Raw genomic sequence first — 18,361 nt, 5'->3', positions numbered from 1 at the left:
GCTTTCTGAACTCTTTAAGTACAGTTAAACCGCCGTACCCAGAATCAAAAACACCTATATATCCTTTCTGATTTTTTTGCATAAAAAAAGTCGAGCAATAATTTACTCGACTCAAAGTTATTTAAAAATTCTTTCTTATTGTCCAACTGGAGCTGGCGAAGTAGCTGGAGGAGTTTCCTGAACATCCAACTTCAATACTTCTGCAATCACTAAATCAGTAATATCTCTTCCTCCTGCAAATAATACAGAGTTTTCATCTAGAACGTAATCAATCTTGTTCGCTTTTGCTACATTCTCAATTGCTTCGTTCATTAATTCGTTTAATGGTGCCATCGCTTGCTTGTAGTAATTTTGCAATTCAGCATCGTAATTCTGACTCTTCTTATCTAAAGCTGCACTCATATCTTGAATTCTTTTCTCCTCACGCTGACGTAAAACTGGAGAAAGCGTAGACCCTTCTACTTGGTATTTTTGATACGCCTCTTGTAATTTCAATTGATCTTCTTCTAATTCTTTCGCGTAGCTTTCTCTTAAATCTTGAATATCCTTTTGTGCCTGAATTGCAGAAGGCATTGTATCAAATACAGCTGCATAATCACAATGTGCAATACTCTGCGCTGAAACAAAACCTGTAAACAACAATACTGCAAACGCTACTAATAATCTTTTCATCATTTTCATTCTTATTTATTCTATTTAATACTAACACCTAATTCCCTTAGAACCCTTTTACTTAAATCGTATTTTGGGTCTGCAAATATAAGGTTTGATTGATTTGCTTTATCAAATACAAACGCATATTTACCCTTGCTAGCAACTTTTTCCAATGCCTCAAACACTTTATCCTGAATGGGCTGTATCAATTCTTTTCTTTTGGCGAACAAGTCTCCATTTACTCCAAAACGCAATTGCTGCAATTCCAAAGTCTCGTTTTCCAATGTTTCAATTTCTAATTTACGAGCTTCTCTTTCTTCATCGGGAAGCACAGCCTCCACTCTATCGAATTCATCTTTTTTCTTTTTGATAACTACGTATCTATCCTGAATTTCTTTTTGCCAACGCTTCGCAAACTTATCCAACTTCTCTTTGGCCTCAACATACTCTGGCATATTTTCCAAGATAAAGTCTGAATCGATATACCCGTACTTCTGACCATAAGAAGCAAAGGCCGTGCCAATAACCATTAAAAGTGATAAAGCTAAAGTTCTCATAATTTTCTATTTGACAGTCGAACGACGAAAATAATATTTTTATTGTGATGCATTAAAGATCTCCGATGTTAGTTCCAATCGTGAATTGGAAAACACCAGGAATTTGACCATTTGCTCTTAAAGCATCATTTCCATCTCTATACCCTACACTGTGTGGATCTAAAGGATCTAATCCCCATCCATAGTTAAATCCTAGCATACCAATCATTGGTATATTTACCTTCAGACCAACACCTACAGAACGTTTCACATTGAAAGGATTAAATTTATCCAAAGCTGTGTATGTATTTCCTGCTTCAGCAAAACCATACAACCAGAACGTTGCTGATGGATTTAATGAAATCGGATACCTTAATTCAACGGAGTATTTAGCAATCATTGGATCGGCAACTGTAGAACTCACAATTGTACTTGTTGTTCCATACCCTCTTAATGAAATAATCTCCGTACCATTCACCTGAGCATTCACTCCTCCGGTTAAACCACTTCCTCCTAAACTAAATCTATCGAAAGGCGAAAGTCCTTTACTCTGATTGTATGCTCCCATAAATCCAATACCGAATCTTGGTGCTAATACTAATTTCTTATCAGAAGTTAATGGCAAGTACCATTCTCCCGTCATTTTAAATTTGTAGAATTCATTGAATCTAACCAAATCTTGCTGAGAGTAATTTGAGTAGTCATCCACACCATCAAACATTGAGTAAGGAAGAGATGCCTTCGCTGTGAACGTTAATCTCGAACCAGATCTAGGGTAAATAGGTGCATCGATTGAGTTTCTAGATAACACGTATTGTCCATAAATATTATTTGAATAACCATTACTAAAGGCCAAACTTGTATAATTCCTTACATCAAAATACTTATATCCCACTTCATAATAAGCAGTAAAGTAATCATCCGGAATTTTCTTTCTTCTTTGCAAACCGACACCTACACCTGTAATGGAAATACCACTGTAGTTTTCATCTGTTCTCAACAAGTTACCACTAGCAGAAATAGAGTTATTGTTCATCCAAAAACTCAAAGCGTTTGGTTTCTTACCTCCCAACCATGGTTCCGTAAATGAAAAACTGTAAGCTTGGTAGAACATACCATTTGTTTGTGCTCTCAAAGAAAGACGCTGACCATCTCCCGTTGGCAATGGAGACCAAGCCGATTTATCAAAAAAGTTTTGTACTGAAAAATTGTTAAACGACAATCCGGCTGTAAGGATCAAAGTATTTGCACCATACCCCCCAGATAATTCAATCTGATCAGAAGACTTTTCATTAACAACCACTTCTATATCCACTGTTCCATCTTGGGGATTTGGAATCGGAATAAAGTCCATTTGCTCAGGATCAAAATACCCCAATTGAGATAATTCTCTTTGGCTACGAATAATATCGTTTCTATTAAACAAATCACCCGGCTTCATTCTCAACTCACGACGAATAACGTGTTCGTTGGTTTTGTAATTCCCTTTAACAACAATATCACCAATAGTAGCTTCTTTCCCCTCAATTATTCTCAATTCATAATTGATGTGATTATCCACCACACCTTTTTCAATAGGTACAATCTGAAAGAACAAGTGTCCTCTATCCATGTAGAGTGAAGTAATATCTCTCGACTCCATACTTTGGAATAAACGTTGCTCTAACAAAGTTTTGTTGTAGACATCACCATACTTGATACCTAAAACCGTATCCAGATAACCTGTTCTGTACTTAGAGTTCCCTACCCAAGTAATGTTTCCGAAGTAGTATTTTTCTCCTTCGTCAATTTTTATATCTATACCGATGTGTTTATCATCAATAACGTAAACACTATCACTTACAATTTCTGCATCACGTAAGCCCTCTTCTTGCAATTTATTCGTAATCGCCAACTTATCTCTTTTATAAGCGACTTTCATAAATTTAGAACGTTTGAAGAATCTCCAAAAAGCCTTTTGCTTTGTATCCTTCATCGCTCTTCTTAGCTTCGCTTCTTTGACCGTTTCTAAACCTGAAATGTTTAGTTCACCAATCTTCATCTTCTCACCCTTGTTTACATTGATGATAAAGATTTCTGAATTGGTCATTAAAGTATCCGCTTTGCGGACGATGTTTGCTTCCACTAAGTAATATCCCTTGTCTTTAAAGAAGTGTTCTACTTTATTTTCAGTTTGAAAGATTAGGTTTTCGGTAATATTCTTACCCGAGAAAAGACCTATCTCTTCTCTAATTTTATCTGCTTCCTTTTTAGTTACACCCGTAAATTTAAAGCGAGATAGTTTAGCACGTGGTTGTAACACAATGCTTAAATAAATCACATCTCCAATTACTTTTTCCTTTACAATTTCAACATTTGAAAAGAGTCCTTCATTCCAAAGTTTTTTGATTGCATTACTGATATCATCACCTGGAATAGTAATCTTGTCTCCCTGACGTAAACCAGCGATTAATTTGATGGCTGTATGATCAAAGTTGTCTGCGCCAAGCACAGTAACCGGACCAATTTCGTATTCTTTTGGGTTTTTATAGTTAATATCTTGCCCGATTGATGTGAATACTACCGCTAAGGTAAAAAGGAGTGTGACTAGTTTATGCATATAATTACTCTGGTCTTAATTGTTCAGATACTTTTCCGAACCTTCTTTCTCTTGATTGATAATTTATAACGGCTTCAAACAGATTTTCTTGTTTAAAGTCAGGCCATAATGTGTCGATAAAATACAATTCAGAATAAGCAATTTGCCATAATAGGAAGTTGCTTATTCTGTATTCTCCAGAAGTTCTAATTAACAATTCAGGATCTGGAATATTTTGAGTAGACAAAGCACCTGAGATAACTTTCTCATTGATCGCATCAACTTCTAAATCTCCCGACTTAACTTGATTTGCGATTTTTTTAGTGGCCTCTATCATTTCCCACCTTGCACTATAATTAATAGCCAAGACAAGAACTACTCCTGTGTTATCTTTTAATCTTTCTCGTGCCGCAGACAAACTATCTTTACAATCCGAAGGCAAACCTTCTTCATCTCCAATAATCTCTAGTTTCACATTTTTCTCGTCCAATACATCAACCTCATTGGCAATGGTTTGAACCATAAGATTCATCAAACCGTCTACCTCCTCTTTGGGACGGTTCCAGTTTTCAGTAGAAAAGGTATAAAGCGTCAAATACTTCACTCCTAATTCGTCTGCACCGTTAACAGCTTCTCTTACTGCACCCACACCAGAATTATGTCCATACAAACGCATCTCGCCCTGTTGTTTGGCCCATCGCCCATTACCATCCATGATAATAGCAATATGTTCTGGTACTCTCGTTTTGTCTATTTGGTTTATTAAATCCATTGGGTACAAATAATTTCATTTGCCTGAAGGGGCTAATTTAGTATATCTCTTGTAGAATAGAACAATAAATTAGATCAAGCTTAACTTTGTTTAACAAAAAAGAGGGATTTGGCGAACCAGACCCCTCATTTATTGAGTTTCTTGTGTATCAATTACTCGGCTAGGATGATGATTTTATCATTCATCATTTCCATCACTCCTCCTTTAATTTTAACTCGGATAACTTTATCGTGCGATGTATCGCGTTCGATCTCTCCAGTTAAATCATTAAACTCTACATCACTGTTTGCTAAATCTACTTTCACAGATCCTTCAGCAAGTGCAGAAATGATTGGGGCGTGACCTCCTAATACTTGAAAAAGTCCGTCTACTCCAGGCATTTGAACGGCGTCCACTTCTCCTGTGAAGATTTTCTTTTCCGGTGTAATTATATCTAAGTGCATAGCAACTAGAATTTATATTAAAAAGGGAGATTGCTCTCCCTCTTATTTCTTATTAATTAAGCTTCAGCAAGCATTTTCTCTCCTGCAGCTCTTACCTCTTCGATATCTCCTTTCAAGTTGAAAGCAGCCTCTGGGTACTGGTCCATCTCACCATCTAAGATCATGTTAAATCCTTTGATAGTTTCATTGATGTCTACCAACACACCTTTCAATCCTGTAAACTGCTCAGCTACGTGGAAAGGTTGAGATAAGAAACGTTGAACTCTACGTGCTCTGTGTACGATTAATTTATCTTCTTCAGACAATTCATCCATACCTAAGATCGCGATAATATCTTGAAGCTCTTTGTAACGTTGTAATGTTTGCTGTACTCTTTGTGCACAAGCGTAGTGCTCTTCACCTACGATTGTTGGCGTAAGAATTCTTGAAGAAGACTCTAATGGATCTACCGCTGGGTAAATACCTAACTCAGCAATCTTACGAGACAATACTGTTGTTGCATCCAAGTGAGCGAAAGTGTTCGCTGGTGCAGGGTCAGTAAGGTCATCCGCAGGTACGTAAACCGCCTGTACAGATGTAATAGAACCATTTTTTGTAGAAGTAATACGCTCCTGCATAGCTCCCATCTCAGTTGCCAATGTTGGTTGGTAACCTACCGCTGATGGCATACGTCCTAATAAGGCTGACACCTCAGAACCTGCTTGCGTGAAACGGAAAATGTTATCAACGAAGAATAAGATATCCTTACCTGCTTCATCTCCATCACCATCACGGAAGTACTCAGCTAATGTCAATCCCGACAATGCAACACGAGCACGTGCTCCTGGAGGCTCATTCATCTGACCGAATACGAAAGCAGCTTTTGAATCTTTCATCTCTTCTCTGTCGATAAGAGATAAATCCCATCCACCTTCTTCCATAGACTTCATGAATCCTTCACCATACTTGATAATTCCAGACTCTAACATCTCACGTAATAAGTCGTTACCTTCTCTGGTACGCTCACCTACTCCAGCAAATACAGATAAACCTGAGTATGCTTTCGCGATGTTATTAATCAACTCCTGGATCAATACAGTTTTACCTACTCCGGCACCACCGAATAAACCAATCTTACCTCCTTTTGCATACGGCTCGATCAAGTCGATTACTTTAATCCCTGTAAAAAGAACCTCAGTAGCTGTAGATAACTGATCGAAAGCTGGAGCTTCACGGTGGATAGACATACCATTTGATTTGTCTAAATCACCAATCCCATCGATTGAATCACCTACTACGTTAAATAAACGTCCTTTTACTCCGTCACCAGTAGGCATTTTAATTGGGCTACCTGTAGCCACAACTTCCATACCTCTAGTAAATCCGTCAGACGAATCCATCGCAATAGTACGAACTGAGTTCTCACCTACGTGTGATTGAACCTCTAAGATTACTTTTGTTCCGTTTGCTTTTGGCACCTCAAGTGCGTCATAAATATTCGGAAGCTCTACTCCCTTCTCGAAGCTTACATCTACTACAGGTCCAATTACCTGTGATACTCTACCTTTGATATTCGACATTACAGTGTCTTTTAAGTACATTGAATTTTCAGGGCGCAAAGATATATGAATTATTTGGTTAGATAAAATTTGTTGAAAAAAAAGTTCACTTTTTCACAATCAAGCAGCATAGAGAACTCAAAAACACTGTTTTTCAAGCTTTAAATTCAGGTTCAGGGTTATCAACAAATCATTTTACATATTCTTGTTTACGCACCAAAATATAACTCTCTTGATCCACTTTTAAATATCCTCTATCATAACAAAAGAAATAGACAGCTCCTTTCTTGGTTGTATACGTGTTGGTGTAATAATGAAAATTGAAACCCCGCTCGGCCAACATCATTAAACTCACTGTTATTTTACCCCCAGGGTTTAACTCATCCAATATCCTTCTATTCTTTCTTAAAATGGCATTGATATGGCGAACGTGTTTGTTTACCGCGCCGTTCTTTTTATTATTGTAGGCATTTCTACAATAGTCAGAACAAAACTTTTGATCCTTACGACCATTTAAGGTCTGGCTGCACTCCTTACATGTGCGCGTTGTAGTGGTTGTCATGGTGGTTGATTTTGTTTCACACAAGTTAACAAATATTAACAGCAAAAGCAAAAACACTCCAAAGGCAATCTACATTTTTGTAATTAAAGACGAAAGAAGATGGAAGATAGTACCAGCACAACTTTATCACCGGCGGAAAGCATACGCCAATTGACAGAGAAAATAAAACAAGAGATTGTTTATACCAACCTTTTGAAAGATGAAATCTCTAAAGTTATTGTTGGACAAAGCAACATGGTTGAAAAACTATTGGTTGCTTTACTGGCAGACGGTCACATTCTCCTAGAGGGTGTACCAGGATTGGCGAAAACACTTGCCATCAAAACACTGTCTGACGCTATTGCAGCTCAATTCAGCAGAATTCAGTTTACTCCCGATTTATTACCCGCCGATGTTACAGGAACCATGATCTACAATCAAAAAGATCAGCAATTCTCTGTTAATAAAGGCCCCATATTCGCTAATTTTATATTAGCAGATGAAATCAATAGGGCTCCGGCAAAGGTTCAATCTGCCCTTTTGGAAGCCATGCAAGAAAAGCAAGTAACGATAGGTGATGAAACCTTTCAACTACCTTCTCCTTTCTTAGTAATGGCGACACAAAACCCGGTAGAACAAGAAGGGACCTACCCTTTACCCGAGGCACAGGTAGACCGTTTCATGCTAAAAGTCTTTTTAGATTACCCTAAGAAAGAAGAAGAAAAACTCATCATACGTTCCAACATTCGCAAAGAAGGTTTGAGTAAAATAGACCGTGTATTAAAACCTGAGGACATTATTCGTTTGCGCGAATTGGTCAAAGATGTGTACTTGGATGAAAAAATAGAGAACTACATTGTAGACATTGTATTTGCTACAAGAAACCCGGGAGATTACGACTTGAGTAATTTAGCTCCACTCATTAGTTTCGGTGGTTCGCCAAGAGCGAGTATTAACTTAGCAAGAGCAGCTAAAGCTTATGCCTTTTTAAACGGAAGAGCCTATGTGATTCCTGAGGATATTAGAGCCATAGCTCCTGATGTTTTACAACACCGTATAGGTTTAACGTACGAGGCCGAAGCTGAAGAAATTGGACCAAGAGACATTGTTGAAAAAATCTTAAATCGCATAGACGTACCTTAATGGATACGAAAGAACTTCTTAAAAAAGTAAAAACCATAGAGCTTAAAACGCGTGGTTTAACCAAACAGGTCTTTTCGGGAGAATATCATTCTGCCTTTAAGGGACGTGGTATGGCGTTTTCTGAGGTAAGAGATTACCATTATGGCGATGATGTAAGAAGTTTAGATTGGAATGTAACAGCCCGTTTTAATTCTCCCTTTATTAAAGTTTTTGAGGAAGAGCGCGAGCTAAATATCATGCTACTCATCGATATTTCAGAATCCAATAATTTTGGACAAAAAGAGCGTACGAAAAAGGAGCTCATGTTAGAGATTGTTGCCGTTTTGGCTTTCTCTGCAGTAGCCAATAACGACAAGGTAGGTGCTATTTTCATTAGTGATGAAGTAGAAAAATTTATTCCTCCCAAAAAAGGAAAGGCCCATTGTATGATGATCTTGCGACACATGATAGATTATCAACCGAAAAGCAAAGGAACTAACCTCAATGAGGGATTAAAATACTTCCGCAATGTGATTAAAAAAAGAAGTATAGCTTTCGTTATTAGTGACTTCATTGATTATTCGGCATACGTAGATGGTCTTAAAATCGCCAACAAAAAACATGATGTTGTAGCCCTTAAAACTGAAGATCCTTTGGAAAGGGAATTACCGAAAGTAGGTATCACAAAATTGTATGATGCTGAAACCGGAAAACACAAATGGGTGAATACCTTCTCCTTTTCCGCTCAAGAGAAATACAAGCAAGCCTATATCAGAAGAAGCAAACAGTTTGAAGAAGCAATGCGTAAAGCAAGAATTGATCATGCAACGATTTCTACAGACTCTCATTATCTAGAAGCATTAATTGCCCTTTTTCAAAGACGTGCAAAATGAGATATTTCATCTACATATCATTTTTAATAATTTGTTCTGTGCAACTACATGCACAACAAACGCATTTGTCAGTAGATAAGTCCAAGGTTGAAATTGGTGAGCCTTTTGTGCTAACCTTAAGTTTCACAAGTAACCTTCCTATTGATAGTCTTAATTATGATGCAGCTAAAAACATTTTAATTGGAAAAATAACACAAGCCAACGGTGTAAGTGTAAATAATAAAAATTACGAATTAGAAATAAGCACACCTTTCTCTGACACCACTTATCAAGAGAAAAACTCGTATCACTGGATGGGTAAATATGAACTCATCGCTTGGGATTCTGCCTATGTCATCATCAGTGATCAATACCTGAGGTTTCAGGATAGCACTTTTTATTTCAATCCTGTCATTGTAGAAGTAAACAGTCCTATTGCTGATGGAACAAAAGATATTTACGACATCAAAGAGTTATCTACGCAACTAGAAGAAGCAAAGCCATCTTGGTTAATCTTCATTATTAAGCACTGGTGGTGGATTACCTTTATTTTAGTTCTTCTAGTTGTACTGATCATTTTACAATTAAGAAAATCGCCCGTTGACCCTAAAATGGAACGTGTCATTACACGATTGAGTCCAAAAGAAAGTGCTTTAAAGGCCATAAAAGAATTAGAAGAAAGTCAACTTTACGAAAAAGACCTTAAAGAATATTATTATCAACTCTCCATTATTGTACGAGCATTTTTAAGTAGGCATTATAATTCCAACTTCATGGATAAAACAACCCATGAAAGTAAAATGGATTTGATACACCGAGACTTGTCGGATGATACAATTTCTACTATCATCACGCTTTTGTCTCAATCTGATATGGTAAAATTTGCCCAATCAAAACCATCCTTGGAAGACATACTCCGCACGGGTAATAAAGCCAAGCAAATTGTTTCTGAAATAGCAGATGTTGAATTAAAAATCGAAGATCAATAACATGTTTGCTTGGATACATATCGACTTTTGGAATTACACTTTCCTTTCGCCTAATTGGCTGTGGCTATTACTTATTGTCCCCATCTATTTTGTGTGGTTGGTAGTTAACAGCAAGAAAGAAAAAGGTGATTTTAAAACGAGTTTAGACATTCATCAAATTGAAAAGTTGGATGGATTTGCTCCTCAACTTTTGCATTGGGCGGTACATATCACATTCTTACTCGGTGTAGCTGCTTTCATCATTGCCTTAGCGCAACCCCTTGGAGCTCCAAAAAACCAAGAAGATGAGTTTTCAGAGGGTATAGATATTATCTTAGCTATGGACATCTCCGGTAGTATGATGCAAACTGACTTCCTCCCCAACCGTCTTGAGGCTGCAAAATCAGTGGCTAAAGATTTTATTGACGGTAGAAAAAACGACAGGATAGGGTTGGTGGCATACGAAGGAGAAGCCTACACTGCTTGTCCTGCTACACGAAACCATTCTTTTTTAAAAAAATGCATCGACAAACTTCAGTCTGGCTACTTAATTAATGGAACAGCGATAGGAACTGGTTTAGGAACAGCTGTCACCCGTTTGAGAAGTGATAGTTTGGAATCGAAAGTAATTATTCTACTTACAGACGGTGCTTCCAACCGAGGAGAACTATCTCCATTAGAAGCTGCAGAACTAGCCAAGCAAAAGGACATCACCGTTTACACCATAGGTGTGGGCGGAGATCAAAACATTGGAGGTTTCTTTAGTAGTCAGCTTTTCTCAAGTGATATAGATGAAAAGACGCTCGAAAAAATTGCCGATATCACAGGTGGAAAATATTTTAGAGCAAAGGATAAAAATTCTTTGATAGAAATCTACGACAAAATAGAGAAAATGGAAACGCGCAAGTTGATAGACAACTACATTCAACAAGAACCGCCAACTGTTCCACTTCCCTTTATTTTAACAGGTTTATTTTTAATTACCCTTGCATGGGTTGTACGCAAATTTTTCTTTGAAGCCATTGGATAAGCAACGTTTAACATATAAACTTCAACTGATTTTTCTTCCTTTAATTGGGTTCGAACTCCTATTTTGGGGATTAGCCTTTTGGGTGGTGGAAAACTTTGGTGGGTTCACCTCTTTTAGCGGAAGCGAGAGTTTGGTGTTTAAGACGCCTAACTATGGATACTTCTTCTTTGGGCTACCTATCTTCTACGCTTTCGTTTGGTTTATTTTAAGAAGGTCTAACAAAATTAGAACGCGAATGGGCATCCGAAATAACGGACAGTTCCCTCCCATTTCCATCACATATACCCTCCTTAAACTTTTCTTGCTAAGGTCTGCCTTGGTATTTGGAGTTATAGCCGCCATGCAACCCTCTTTTGGAACGCAGAAGGCTAAACTTAGGGTGAATGACTCAGAAATTGTATTTGCCGTAGATATCTCCAACTCCATGAACACCGAAGACATGAGCGGGGGCGAATCACGTTTAACTGCTGCTAAAAACGCCATTACTCAATACATTAACATGTCCGGCAGCAATAAAGTTGGAATGGTAATATTTGCAGGAAGCGCTTATCCTCAACTCCCCTTAACGGCAGATATAGGAGCTGCTAAAATGTACACAGAGGAATTGTATTCAGACCTGATTTCCAACCAGGGAACAAACATTGGATTAGCATTGGATTTAAGCAAAGATTTCTTCAGCGAAAAGAAGGAAACCAAAAAGATCATTGTTCTTATCACTGATGGAGAAGACCACGAAGGTGGAATAGATAATACTTTAAAAGAATTAGACCGAAGAGGAATTGAATTACAAATTTTAGGATTAGGATCTAGCTCGGGTGGACTCATACCCATTCCGGGTACTAGAACTCGACAATATTTTAAAGATCAATATGGAAAAAGTGTCGTTTCTAAGCTCGACAAAAACATGATTCAAGATCTTTCTGATCGCGCAGACGGTAAATTTGTGCTCTCAGATGACGAATTCCCAAATATACATTCACTTTTAGCAGATTTTAACACCAACGAACCAACGAATACCGTAGAATTGGAGTTAGAAATTAAGAAGAATCATTATCAGTTTTTTATGTTTGTAGCTGTTGTTATGATTCTACTCTTTTTAGGAATACAAGAACTTGAAAAACAACAATTAAAGCGTGGTTAATTTGAAATTTATAGCAGTCTTTACTTTTCTCCTGTTGTCGTGTACCGTTAACGCGCAACAATGGCGTGAAGAATTTAGAGAAGGCAATAGATTATACGAAGAAGGTAAATATCAAGAAGCTTACAACCACTTTATTACTGCGCAGCAACAAGCACCGGAAAACATCGATATTTCCAGAGAGATTTCTCGCGCTGCCTACAGAAAAGGTGAATTCAAAGAAGCCGCTGAGAACTTTTACAATCAATTGCAAGATGCAAAATCTCAAGAGGAAAAAGCAGCCCTTTACCACAACATGGGGAATTGCAACATGAAGGATAAAAACTATGCGGAAGCCATAGAGAATTACAAAAATGCTTTACGCATGAATCCTTCAGCTAAAGAAACGCGTTACAACCTTGCAGAGGCCAAAAGAAGGTTGAAAAAGCAAGAGGAAGAACAACAGAAGAACCAAAAACAACAAGATCAGCAAAACCAGCAAGATCAAAATAAAAATCAGCAACAACAGAATCAACAAAATCAAAACCAGCAAAATAAAGAGGGTCAACCCAAACAGGGTGACGGTCAATCTCAAAAGAGTCAAAACAATTCCTCTTCTAATTCATCACCTCAACAAAGTGATAAGCTTTCGAGTAAAAAAACGGAACGACTTTTAGATGAATTGATGAAACAAGAAATGAATACCAAACGTAAACTACGTGGCATGGGTTCAGGGGGAAAACAAGAAAAAGTAAAATCTGGTAAACGATGGTAAAGCACATCCTTACATATAGTTTATTGTTCATCGCTAGTTTCACCCTAGCGCAATCTGCCTATGTAAAGATTAAAACATCAGCGCTAAAGGTAGAAGAAAATGAACCCTTCCGCGTTGCCATAGAAAGCAATGCTGGAAATGATTTTGAATATGATTTCCCTGATGAACTATTAGATGCAGGAGGCACTTCAACTTCCCAACAATCCTATGTAGACATGAATACGCGTCAAGCCGTTATGATCTATATGAAAACTTCCACTTACGTAGTGAAGGAAAAAGGGAAATACAAAATTGGACCGGTAAAAATTCAAACTAAAAATGGAGAAATTAGTTCTAACACCATCATAATAGAAGTTGTAGAACCTGTGAATTTGACAAGTGAGAATCCAGGGGATAACATGGATCAGAATTTCTTTGGTATCATACAACAATCTGCTAAAGAACTATATGAAGGTCAACCTTTGATTTTATCTTCTAAACTCTATGCCCAACAGGAACTTTTCACCTTACTTGATTACCAAAGCTTTGTTTTTGAAGGTGCAGCGGAAGAACATTATTTACAAGCACCAGGTAGTTTTCAACGTTCTGATGAAATTGTAAACAATAAGAAAATAGAGGTTATTTCTGGTGGAAAAGTATTGTTGTTTCCAGAGCAGTCAGGACTATACGATTTAGAGCCGTTTAGAATCGCTTTCAATTACAGGTTAAACAACAGTAATCGTCCACAACGTAGCATCATTACCTCTAACCGCTCTGAAGTGCTTATTAAACCATTGCCAGATGGTGCTCCATCGAGCTTTATCGGTGCTGTAGGTAACTATAAAGTAAACTGTAAAACAGAAGGTAAAAGCTTTAAAGTTGGCGATGTTTTTGAATACCGTGTACGTATATCTGGAGCAGGTAATTTACACAATATAGAAACCCCAAAATTAGAATTACCGAAAGGGTTAACATTATACGGAGATCCTGAAATTCACGATTCAATTTTCTTCAATACACGCGGGGCTGAGGGAAGTAAAACCTTTGTTTATAACCTTCAAGTGTTGCAAGGAAAGAGTTTTAAATTACCCGGTGTTAAAATTGCTTATTTCGACCCTGAAACAGAGAAATACATTGAGGTAGAGGGTGACAAAGTAAAAATTAGAGCAAAAGGGGAAAGCATAGCCCTACCAGAAAGCAAGAAGAAAAAAGAAGAAAAGGCTGAAGAACCTTTACGCACAATTTTAGTAGATGTTAGAAGTGATGAAAAGGAGAATGACTTCTATAATTCTGGATTATTTTGGACAGGTGTAGGTACCCCAATTTCTTTAGCTTTTGTATTTGGGTTCTTTGTAAAATACAGAAATGAAAACGAAGAAAGCATTGCGCTTAACCAGAAAAAGAAACAAGCCAAAAAATTAGCCGTTGATGAATTGAGCAAAGCTAAAGCTGCTTTAGCGGCGAACAATCAAGAAGAATTCTACGTTGAGATAGCTCACGCACTCAAACTCTTTATTGCCAACAAACGCAATATAGACACTGCGCAAGTTACGCGTAGTTATATAGACACACTCAACTGTACTGCGGAACAAAAACAAAGTATCATATCTATTTTCAACCAGTGTGACGAGGCGAAATACAGCTTGTTACTAGAGCGAGAAAATCAAGAAATGTTGTTAGAAAATACCGCGCAAATTGTTAACGAATTAAACGAAATACTCTAATGCGTCAACTCCTCCTTGCTTCTTTCATCATTTTAGCTGGTCTTGTACATGCGAACTTTGAACAGGGAGTAGCTTATTATCAAGATAAAGCTTACAAAAAGGCCATCAATGCCTTCGAAAAAGATTGGGACAGTACGCAAAACAGCGCAAACCTATACAACATCGCTTTGTGTGAGCTTATGCTTGAGCATCCTGAAAAAGCGCTTTATTTCTTTGAAAAAACGTTGAAGTACGAGCCCAATAATACAGATGCTATTTACAATGCTTCTCACCTCTTTTCGGAAATGAACGAAGGAAGTTACTGGCAACACCCTTATTCGTGGATTGGGCGTTTTGTATTTAAATTTTCTTCGAACACTTGGAGTTACTTAAGTATCTTCTTCGCCTTGCTTTTAGGTCTGAGTATCTTCTTCAGCCTACAGCCACAAAAAGGAACGCGTAAAAAAATAGGTCAATTCGGTATTGTTATCACCTTCTTATTCCTTGTGGTTTCTACCATGGCAGCAAAGTACAGTCATGCACATTTCGTAGCCACAGAATTTGCTTTTTCACCGCATACAGACATTGCCACTTACATTTCACCGGGTAAAAACCCAACAGAAGTAAAACTCGAGCAGAACCAACGCTACAAAGTAAAAGCACAGCACGAGAACTTTCTCCAAATTCAATTAAAGACAGGAGAAAAAGTATGGGTGGCTCAAAAAGATGTATTGAGTTACTAAAAGCTTAAGGCTTTACAGCTCTTGTCATTTCACGTTTTCCCGGAGGACCTGGCAATGCTTCAATGATAAAACCTGCTGCCTTCATATTGCGTTTTACTTGACCTTTTGCACAATAAGTCACCAGTACTCCACCATTAGTCATTCCTTTGAACAACTTTTCAAAAACTTCAACACTCCACATCTCTTCCTGAACTCTCGGACCAAAAGCGTCAAAGTAAACGAGATCTATACTTTCCGCTTCCGGCATATAAGCTTCTAACTTCTGTTCAATTTTGTGTAAAGAAAAATGAGGATTAAGTTTTGTCAAGGTATCCCATGGTGCCGTATGGATTTGGCTATATTCCGTTTTGAGTTTTTCCAAGGCTGGTAGAGAAACATAGTCCATCGCTTCAAGCTCTTCATTGCTTACAGGATAAGCTTCTAAACCGTGGTATTCTACTTTTAAATCATATTCACGTGCGTAATCCAGCGTAATTAAAGCATTGAGCCCCGTACCAAAACCAATTTCCAATATGCGTAGCTTTTTAGCTTCATTTTTAAAGGCTAAACCATGGTGAATAAATACATGCAGGGCTTCCTGCAAGGCTCCATGGTGCGAGTGGTAATTTTCATTTAACTCAGGCAAGTGAATGGTTTTAGAACCATCTCCAGTAACTATGATCTCACGTTTCATGAACGCAAAAATAGGGAATTAAACAGTTGTAAGTGTGAGCCAAGAAATGGAATAGTTATTAAAGGAGCATACTCTTGCTAACAAAATCATCCCGACAAACCTCAAAGTTGAAATAAACTCACCTCCCAAACACCTACTTCCCATTGTCATCTCAACTTTTCAATTCACTACAAATTCGCTAAATTAGGTCTAACTCTTAATAAAACTTCATTATGAAACTGCCCATAGGTTATCATAAGTTCCATAAAAACAAATTCTTGAACTATCAGTTGAATAGATGGTACTCACTTGGGTATTCAAGATTAGAAGACATACAATATATTGGTTCAAGAATCAGAACCTTTGAAGATTATGTTGAAGAATTTCAAAAGGCCTATAAAGTGGCTGTTCAAGAGCATCGTTTAAAGAACGCGGCTACGTATTTAAGGGCTAGTGAATTTTTGATTGCACCCTCTGATAAAAGAAAAATTCCGACGTATGTAAAATTTGTCGAAACCTTTGATGAGGCATTTTCCGACCAAAATTTTGAAAGACATAAAGTCCCCTACAAAGACAGTTTTTTATCTACCATAAAAATCCCATCAAAATCAAAAACAGTAAAAGGGACCATAATAGGGATACCCGGTTTCGATGCTTTTATCGAAGAATTTTATTGTATTTGGGATTATTTCTCAGAAAACGGTTACGACGTTATTGCTTTTGAAGGACCTGGTCAAGGAGGAAGTAGAAGATTATACCACCAGTACTTTGATCATGACTATGAAAAACCTACCAAAGTAGTATTAGATTATTTTCAGCTGGATGAAGTTACTGCTTTAGGGTTGTCAATGGGAGGTTATTGGATTCTGAGAGCCGCTGCCTTTGAAAAGCGTATAAAAAGAGTAATTGCCATGCCTCCGGTTTACGATTGGCTTGAAATGACGAATTCAATCAACCAAAACTTAGCGAAATGGTTCCTAACAAAAAGAAAGCTGACGAACTTTTTTGTTCGTTTAAAAATGAATGTTGGTACACTTAAACACACCGTAAATAATGCATTATTCATTCAGAACAAGACCGAACCTTATGATGCAGTTACATGGATGATGGAGATGAATAAAGAACATATTCATAGTCATTTAATTGATCAGGATGTATTATTACTTACGGGTGAAAATGATGCTTTTCAACCCCTTAAATTATTGCATGAACAAAAAAATGCACTAACCAATGCTCGTTCAATTTCAGAACGAATATTCACTAAGTCCGAACAAGCAGATCAACACTGTCAAATAGGAAATTTGGGGATTGCCTTGGAAGAAATGAAAAATTGGATAAAAGAAAAAAGTACCTGATTCAGTAATCTTCACATGACTCACCATCCTTGATTAAAACAATTGATAAAAGAGAATTTGACGTTAAAACCATACATACTTGGGTTTTACAACACTTAAGTAGCACCGAAAACTAAAGAGATGATAATAAATGAGTGATTACGCCCAGAAGAAATCAATTAAAATGATTCTTAAAATTAGACCGTTTATTTTCACTTCAAAATACATTAAGCTAGATTAACAATCAGTTTCAGACTTTTTCACACTACCTTCGTACTACTTTATAATTCAGAAATATGACATTCTCTTCTTTAGGGCTTCCAAAATATTTACGTGCAGCATTGACTCAACTCAATTTCACAAAGCCCTACCCTATACAATCCAAAGCTATTCCTGCAATATTAGATGGCAAGGATATTTTAGGTATTGCAAAAACGGGTTCTGGGAAAACTGCTAGTTACGTGATTCCTACCCTTATTAAGCAAGAAGATGTTGTAGTGCCATCCGTTAGACATGCAAAAGTGTTGGTATTAGTACCCACTAGAGAGCTTGCCATTCAGGTAGCTGATGTTTATAAAGCTTTCACCGCTGCACTCCCCTTCCCCTGTAAAACTATGGCAGTTTATGGAGGTGCTTCGGTAAATGTTCAAATGAAAAACCTCCACAACATTAGTGTATTGGTTGCAACTCCAGGTAGACTACTTGATTTATTGGACGCAAACGCAGTTCATCTTTCAGCTGTTAATACACTTGTATTAGATGAAGCGGATAAAATGTTAAACCTCGGTTTTAAAGATGAAATGGACAAAATCCTTCAATTATTACCGAAAAAACGACAAAACCTTCTGTTTTCAGCCACATTGAGCCCAAGTATTGAAAGTATACAGCGCGTTTTATTGCAAGACCCTTTGGTAATTAAAATCGAGGAAGAAGAAAACAATATTGAACTGATTAATCAACGAGCGTACGCACTAGAACCCGAACAAAAAGGTCCTTTACTACGC

At 37.4% G+C, this 18,361-nt stretch carries 18 protein-coding genes; 10 read left to right on the top strand and 8 right to left on the bottom strand.

Translation table 11 applies throughout. The annotated features are described in order from the left end of the window. Positions 1 to 135: 135 nt before the first annotated feature. The 7 genes from AC22ZQ_RS04760 to AC22ZQ_RS04730 all read right to left on the bottom strand — a co-directional run bounded on the left by AC22ZQ_RS04760 (position 136) and on the right by AC22ZQ_RS04730 (position 7,083). On the bottom strand, positions 136 to 675 hold the full coding sequence (locus tag AC22ZQ_RS04760) for an OmpH/Skp family outer membrane protein (protein WP_318957584.1): 540 nt from the start codon (positions 673 to 675) through the stop codon (positions 136 to 138). A gap of 17 nt (positions 676 to 692) precedes the next feature. After that, a complete protein-coding gene (locus AC22ZQ_RS04755) occupies positions 693 to 1,211 on the bottom strand; it encodes an OmpH/Skp family outer membrane protein (protein ID WP_318957582.1) in 519 nt (172 codons plus the stop codon). A gap of 52 nt (positions 1,212 to 1,263) precedes the next feature. Beyond that, a complete protein-coding gene (bamA, locus tag AC22ZQ_RS04750; RefSeq protein WP_318957580.1) occupies positions 1,264 to 3,789 on the bottom strand; it encodes an outer membrane protein assembly factor BamA in 2,526 nt (841 codons plus the stop codon). Between the two features lie 4 nt (positions 3,790 to 3,793). Further along, on the bottom strand, positions 3,794 to 4,540 hold the full coding sequence (gene uppS / locus AC22ZQ_RS04745) for an undecaprenyl pyrophosphate synthase (RefSeq protein ID WP_318957579.1): 747 nt from the start codon (positions 4,538 to 4,540) through the stop codon (positions 3,794 to 3,796). Positions 4,541 to 4,692: 152 nt separating this feature from the next. Further along, complete coding sequence (locus AC22ZQ_RS04740) at positions 4,693 to 4,983, bottom strand: F0F1 ATP synthase subunit delta/epsilon (protein ID WP_318957578.1); 291 nt, start codon at positions 4,981 to 4,983, stop codon at positions 4,693 to 4,695. A 56-nt stretch (positions 4,984 to 5,039) separates the two neighbouring features. Further along, positions 5,040 to 6,542, bottom strand: a complete 1,503-nt coding sequence (atpD, locus tag AC22ZQ_RS04735; protein WP_318957576.1) for a F0F1 ATP synthase subunit beta — start codon at positions 6,540 to 6,542, stop codon at positions 5,040 to 5,042. Positions 6,543 to 6,711: 169 nt separating this feature from the next. Continuing rightward, a complete protein-coding gene (locus tag AC22ZQ_RS04730) occupies positions 6,712 to 7,083 on the bottom strand; it encodes a hypothetical protein (protein WP_318957574.1) in 372 nt (123 codons plus the stop codon). 99 nt (positions 7,084 to 7,182) lie between these two features. Here AC22ZQ_RS04730 and AC22ZQ_RS04725 point away from each other — a divergent pair, with 99 nt between their 5' ends. Genes AC22ZQ_RS04725 through AC22ZQ_RS04690 form a run of 8 tightly spaced genes read left to right on the top strand, consistent with a single transcriptional unit; the run spans position 7,183 to position 15,371 of the window. Beyond that, positions 7,183 to 8,205: an AAA family ATPase gene (locus tag AC22ZQ_RS04725; protein WP_318957572.1), complete on the top strand. Its 1,023-nt coding sequence runs from the start codon at positions 7,183 to 7,185 to the stop codon at positions 8,203 to 8,205. Continuing rightward, positions 8,205 to 9,077, top strand: a complete 873-nt coding sequence (locus AC22ZQ_RS04720; protein WP_318957571.1) for a DUF58 domain-containing protein — start codon at positions 8,205 to 8,207, stop codon at positions 9,075 to 9,077. The genes AC22ZQ_RS04725 and AC22ZQ_RS04720 overlap by 1 nt, the downstream gene beginning before the upstream one ends. Further along, complete coding sequence (locus tag AC22ZQ_RS04715) at positions 9,074 to 10,045, top strand: hypothetical protein (RefSeq protein WP_318957570.1); 972 nt, start codon at positions 9,074 to 9,076, stop codon at positions 10,043 to 10,045. Before AC22ZQ_RS04720 ends, AC22ZQ_RS04715 begins: the two co-directional genes overlap by 4 nt. 1 nt (position 10,046) lies before the next feature. Beyond that, positions 10,047 to 11,054 carry a vWA domain-containing protein gene (locus tag AC22ZQ_RS04710; RefSeq protein ID WP_318957569.1) on the top strand — a complete coding sequence of 336 codons (1,008 nt, stop codon included), beginning with the start codon at positions 10,047 to 10,049 and terminating at the stop codon, positions 11,052 to 11,054. Continuing rightward, complete coding sequence (locus tag AC22ZQ_RS04705; protein ID WP_318957567.1) at positions 11,038 to 12,195, top strand: VWA domain-containing protein; 1,158 nt, start codon at positions 11,038 to 11,040, stop codon at positions 12,193 to 12,195. Before AC22ZQ_RS04710 ends, AC22ZQ_RS04705 begins: the two co-directional genes overlap by 17 nt. 1 nt (position 12,196) lies before the next feature. After that, positions 12,197 to 12,946, top strand: coding sequence for a tetratricopeptide repeat protein (locus tag AC22ZQ_RS04700; RefSeq protein WP_318957566.1), 750 nt, complete (start codon positions 12,197 to 12,199; stop codon positions 12,944 to 12,946). Then, the gene (locus tag AC22ZQ_RS04695) at positions 12,940 to 14,649 is read left to right on the top strand and encodes a BatD family protein (RefSeq protein WP_318957564.1); all 1,710 of its coding nucleotides are present in this window, start codon (positions 12,940 to 12,942) and stop codon (positions 14,647 to 14,649) included. The genes AC22ZQ_RS04700 and AC22ZQ_RS04695 overlap by 7 nt, the downstream gene beginning before the upstream one ends. Further along, complete coding sequence (locus AC22ZQ_RS04690; protein ID WP_318957563.1) at positions 14,649 to 15,371, top strand: tetratricopeptide repeat protein; 723 nt, start codon at positions 14,649 to 14,651, stop codon at positions 15,369 to 15,371. The genes AC22ZQ_RS04695 and AC22ZQ_RS04690 overlap by 1 nt, the downstream gene beginning before the upstream one ends. Positions 15,372 to 15,375: 4 nt before the next feature. Here AC22ZQ_RS04690 and mnmC2 read toward each other — a convergent pair whose 3' ends face one another. Continuing rightward, positions 15,376 to 16,044, bottom strand: coding sequence for a tRNA (5-methylaminomethyl-2-thiouridine)(34)-methyltransferase MnmC2 (gene mnmC2, locus AC22ZQ_RS04685; RefSeq protein WP_318957561.1), 669 nt, complete (start codon positions 16,042 to 16,044; stop codon positions 15,376 to 15,378). Between the two features lie 212 nt (positions 16,045 to 16,256). On the opposite strand from mnmC2, the gene AC22ZQ_RS04680 reads away from it, so the two are divergent. Both AC22ZQ_RS04680 and AC22ZQ_RS04675 read left to right on the top strand, forming a co-directional pair. Continuing rightward, the gene (locus tag AC22ZQ_RS04680; RefSeq protein WP_318957560.1) at positions 16,257 to 17,378 is read left to right on the top strand and encodes an alpha/beta fold hydrolase; all 1,122 of its coding nucleotides are present in this window, start codon (positions 16,257 to 16,259) and stop codon (positions 17,376 to 17,378) included. Between the two features lie 275 nt (positions 17,379 to 17,653). Further along, positions 17,654 to 18,361 (top strand): DEAD/DEAH box helicase (locus AC22ZQ_RS04675; RefSeq protein ID WP_318957559.1); only part of this gene is annotated, 708 nt, incomplete at its 3' end.

Source organism: Lishizhenia sp., assembly GCF_057456495.1.
The sequence above is the reverse complement of the archived record's forward strand: the minus strand, read 5'-3'. Positions and strand labels throughout refer to the sequence as shown.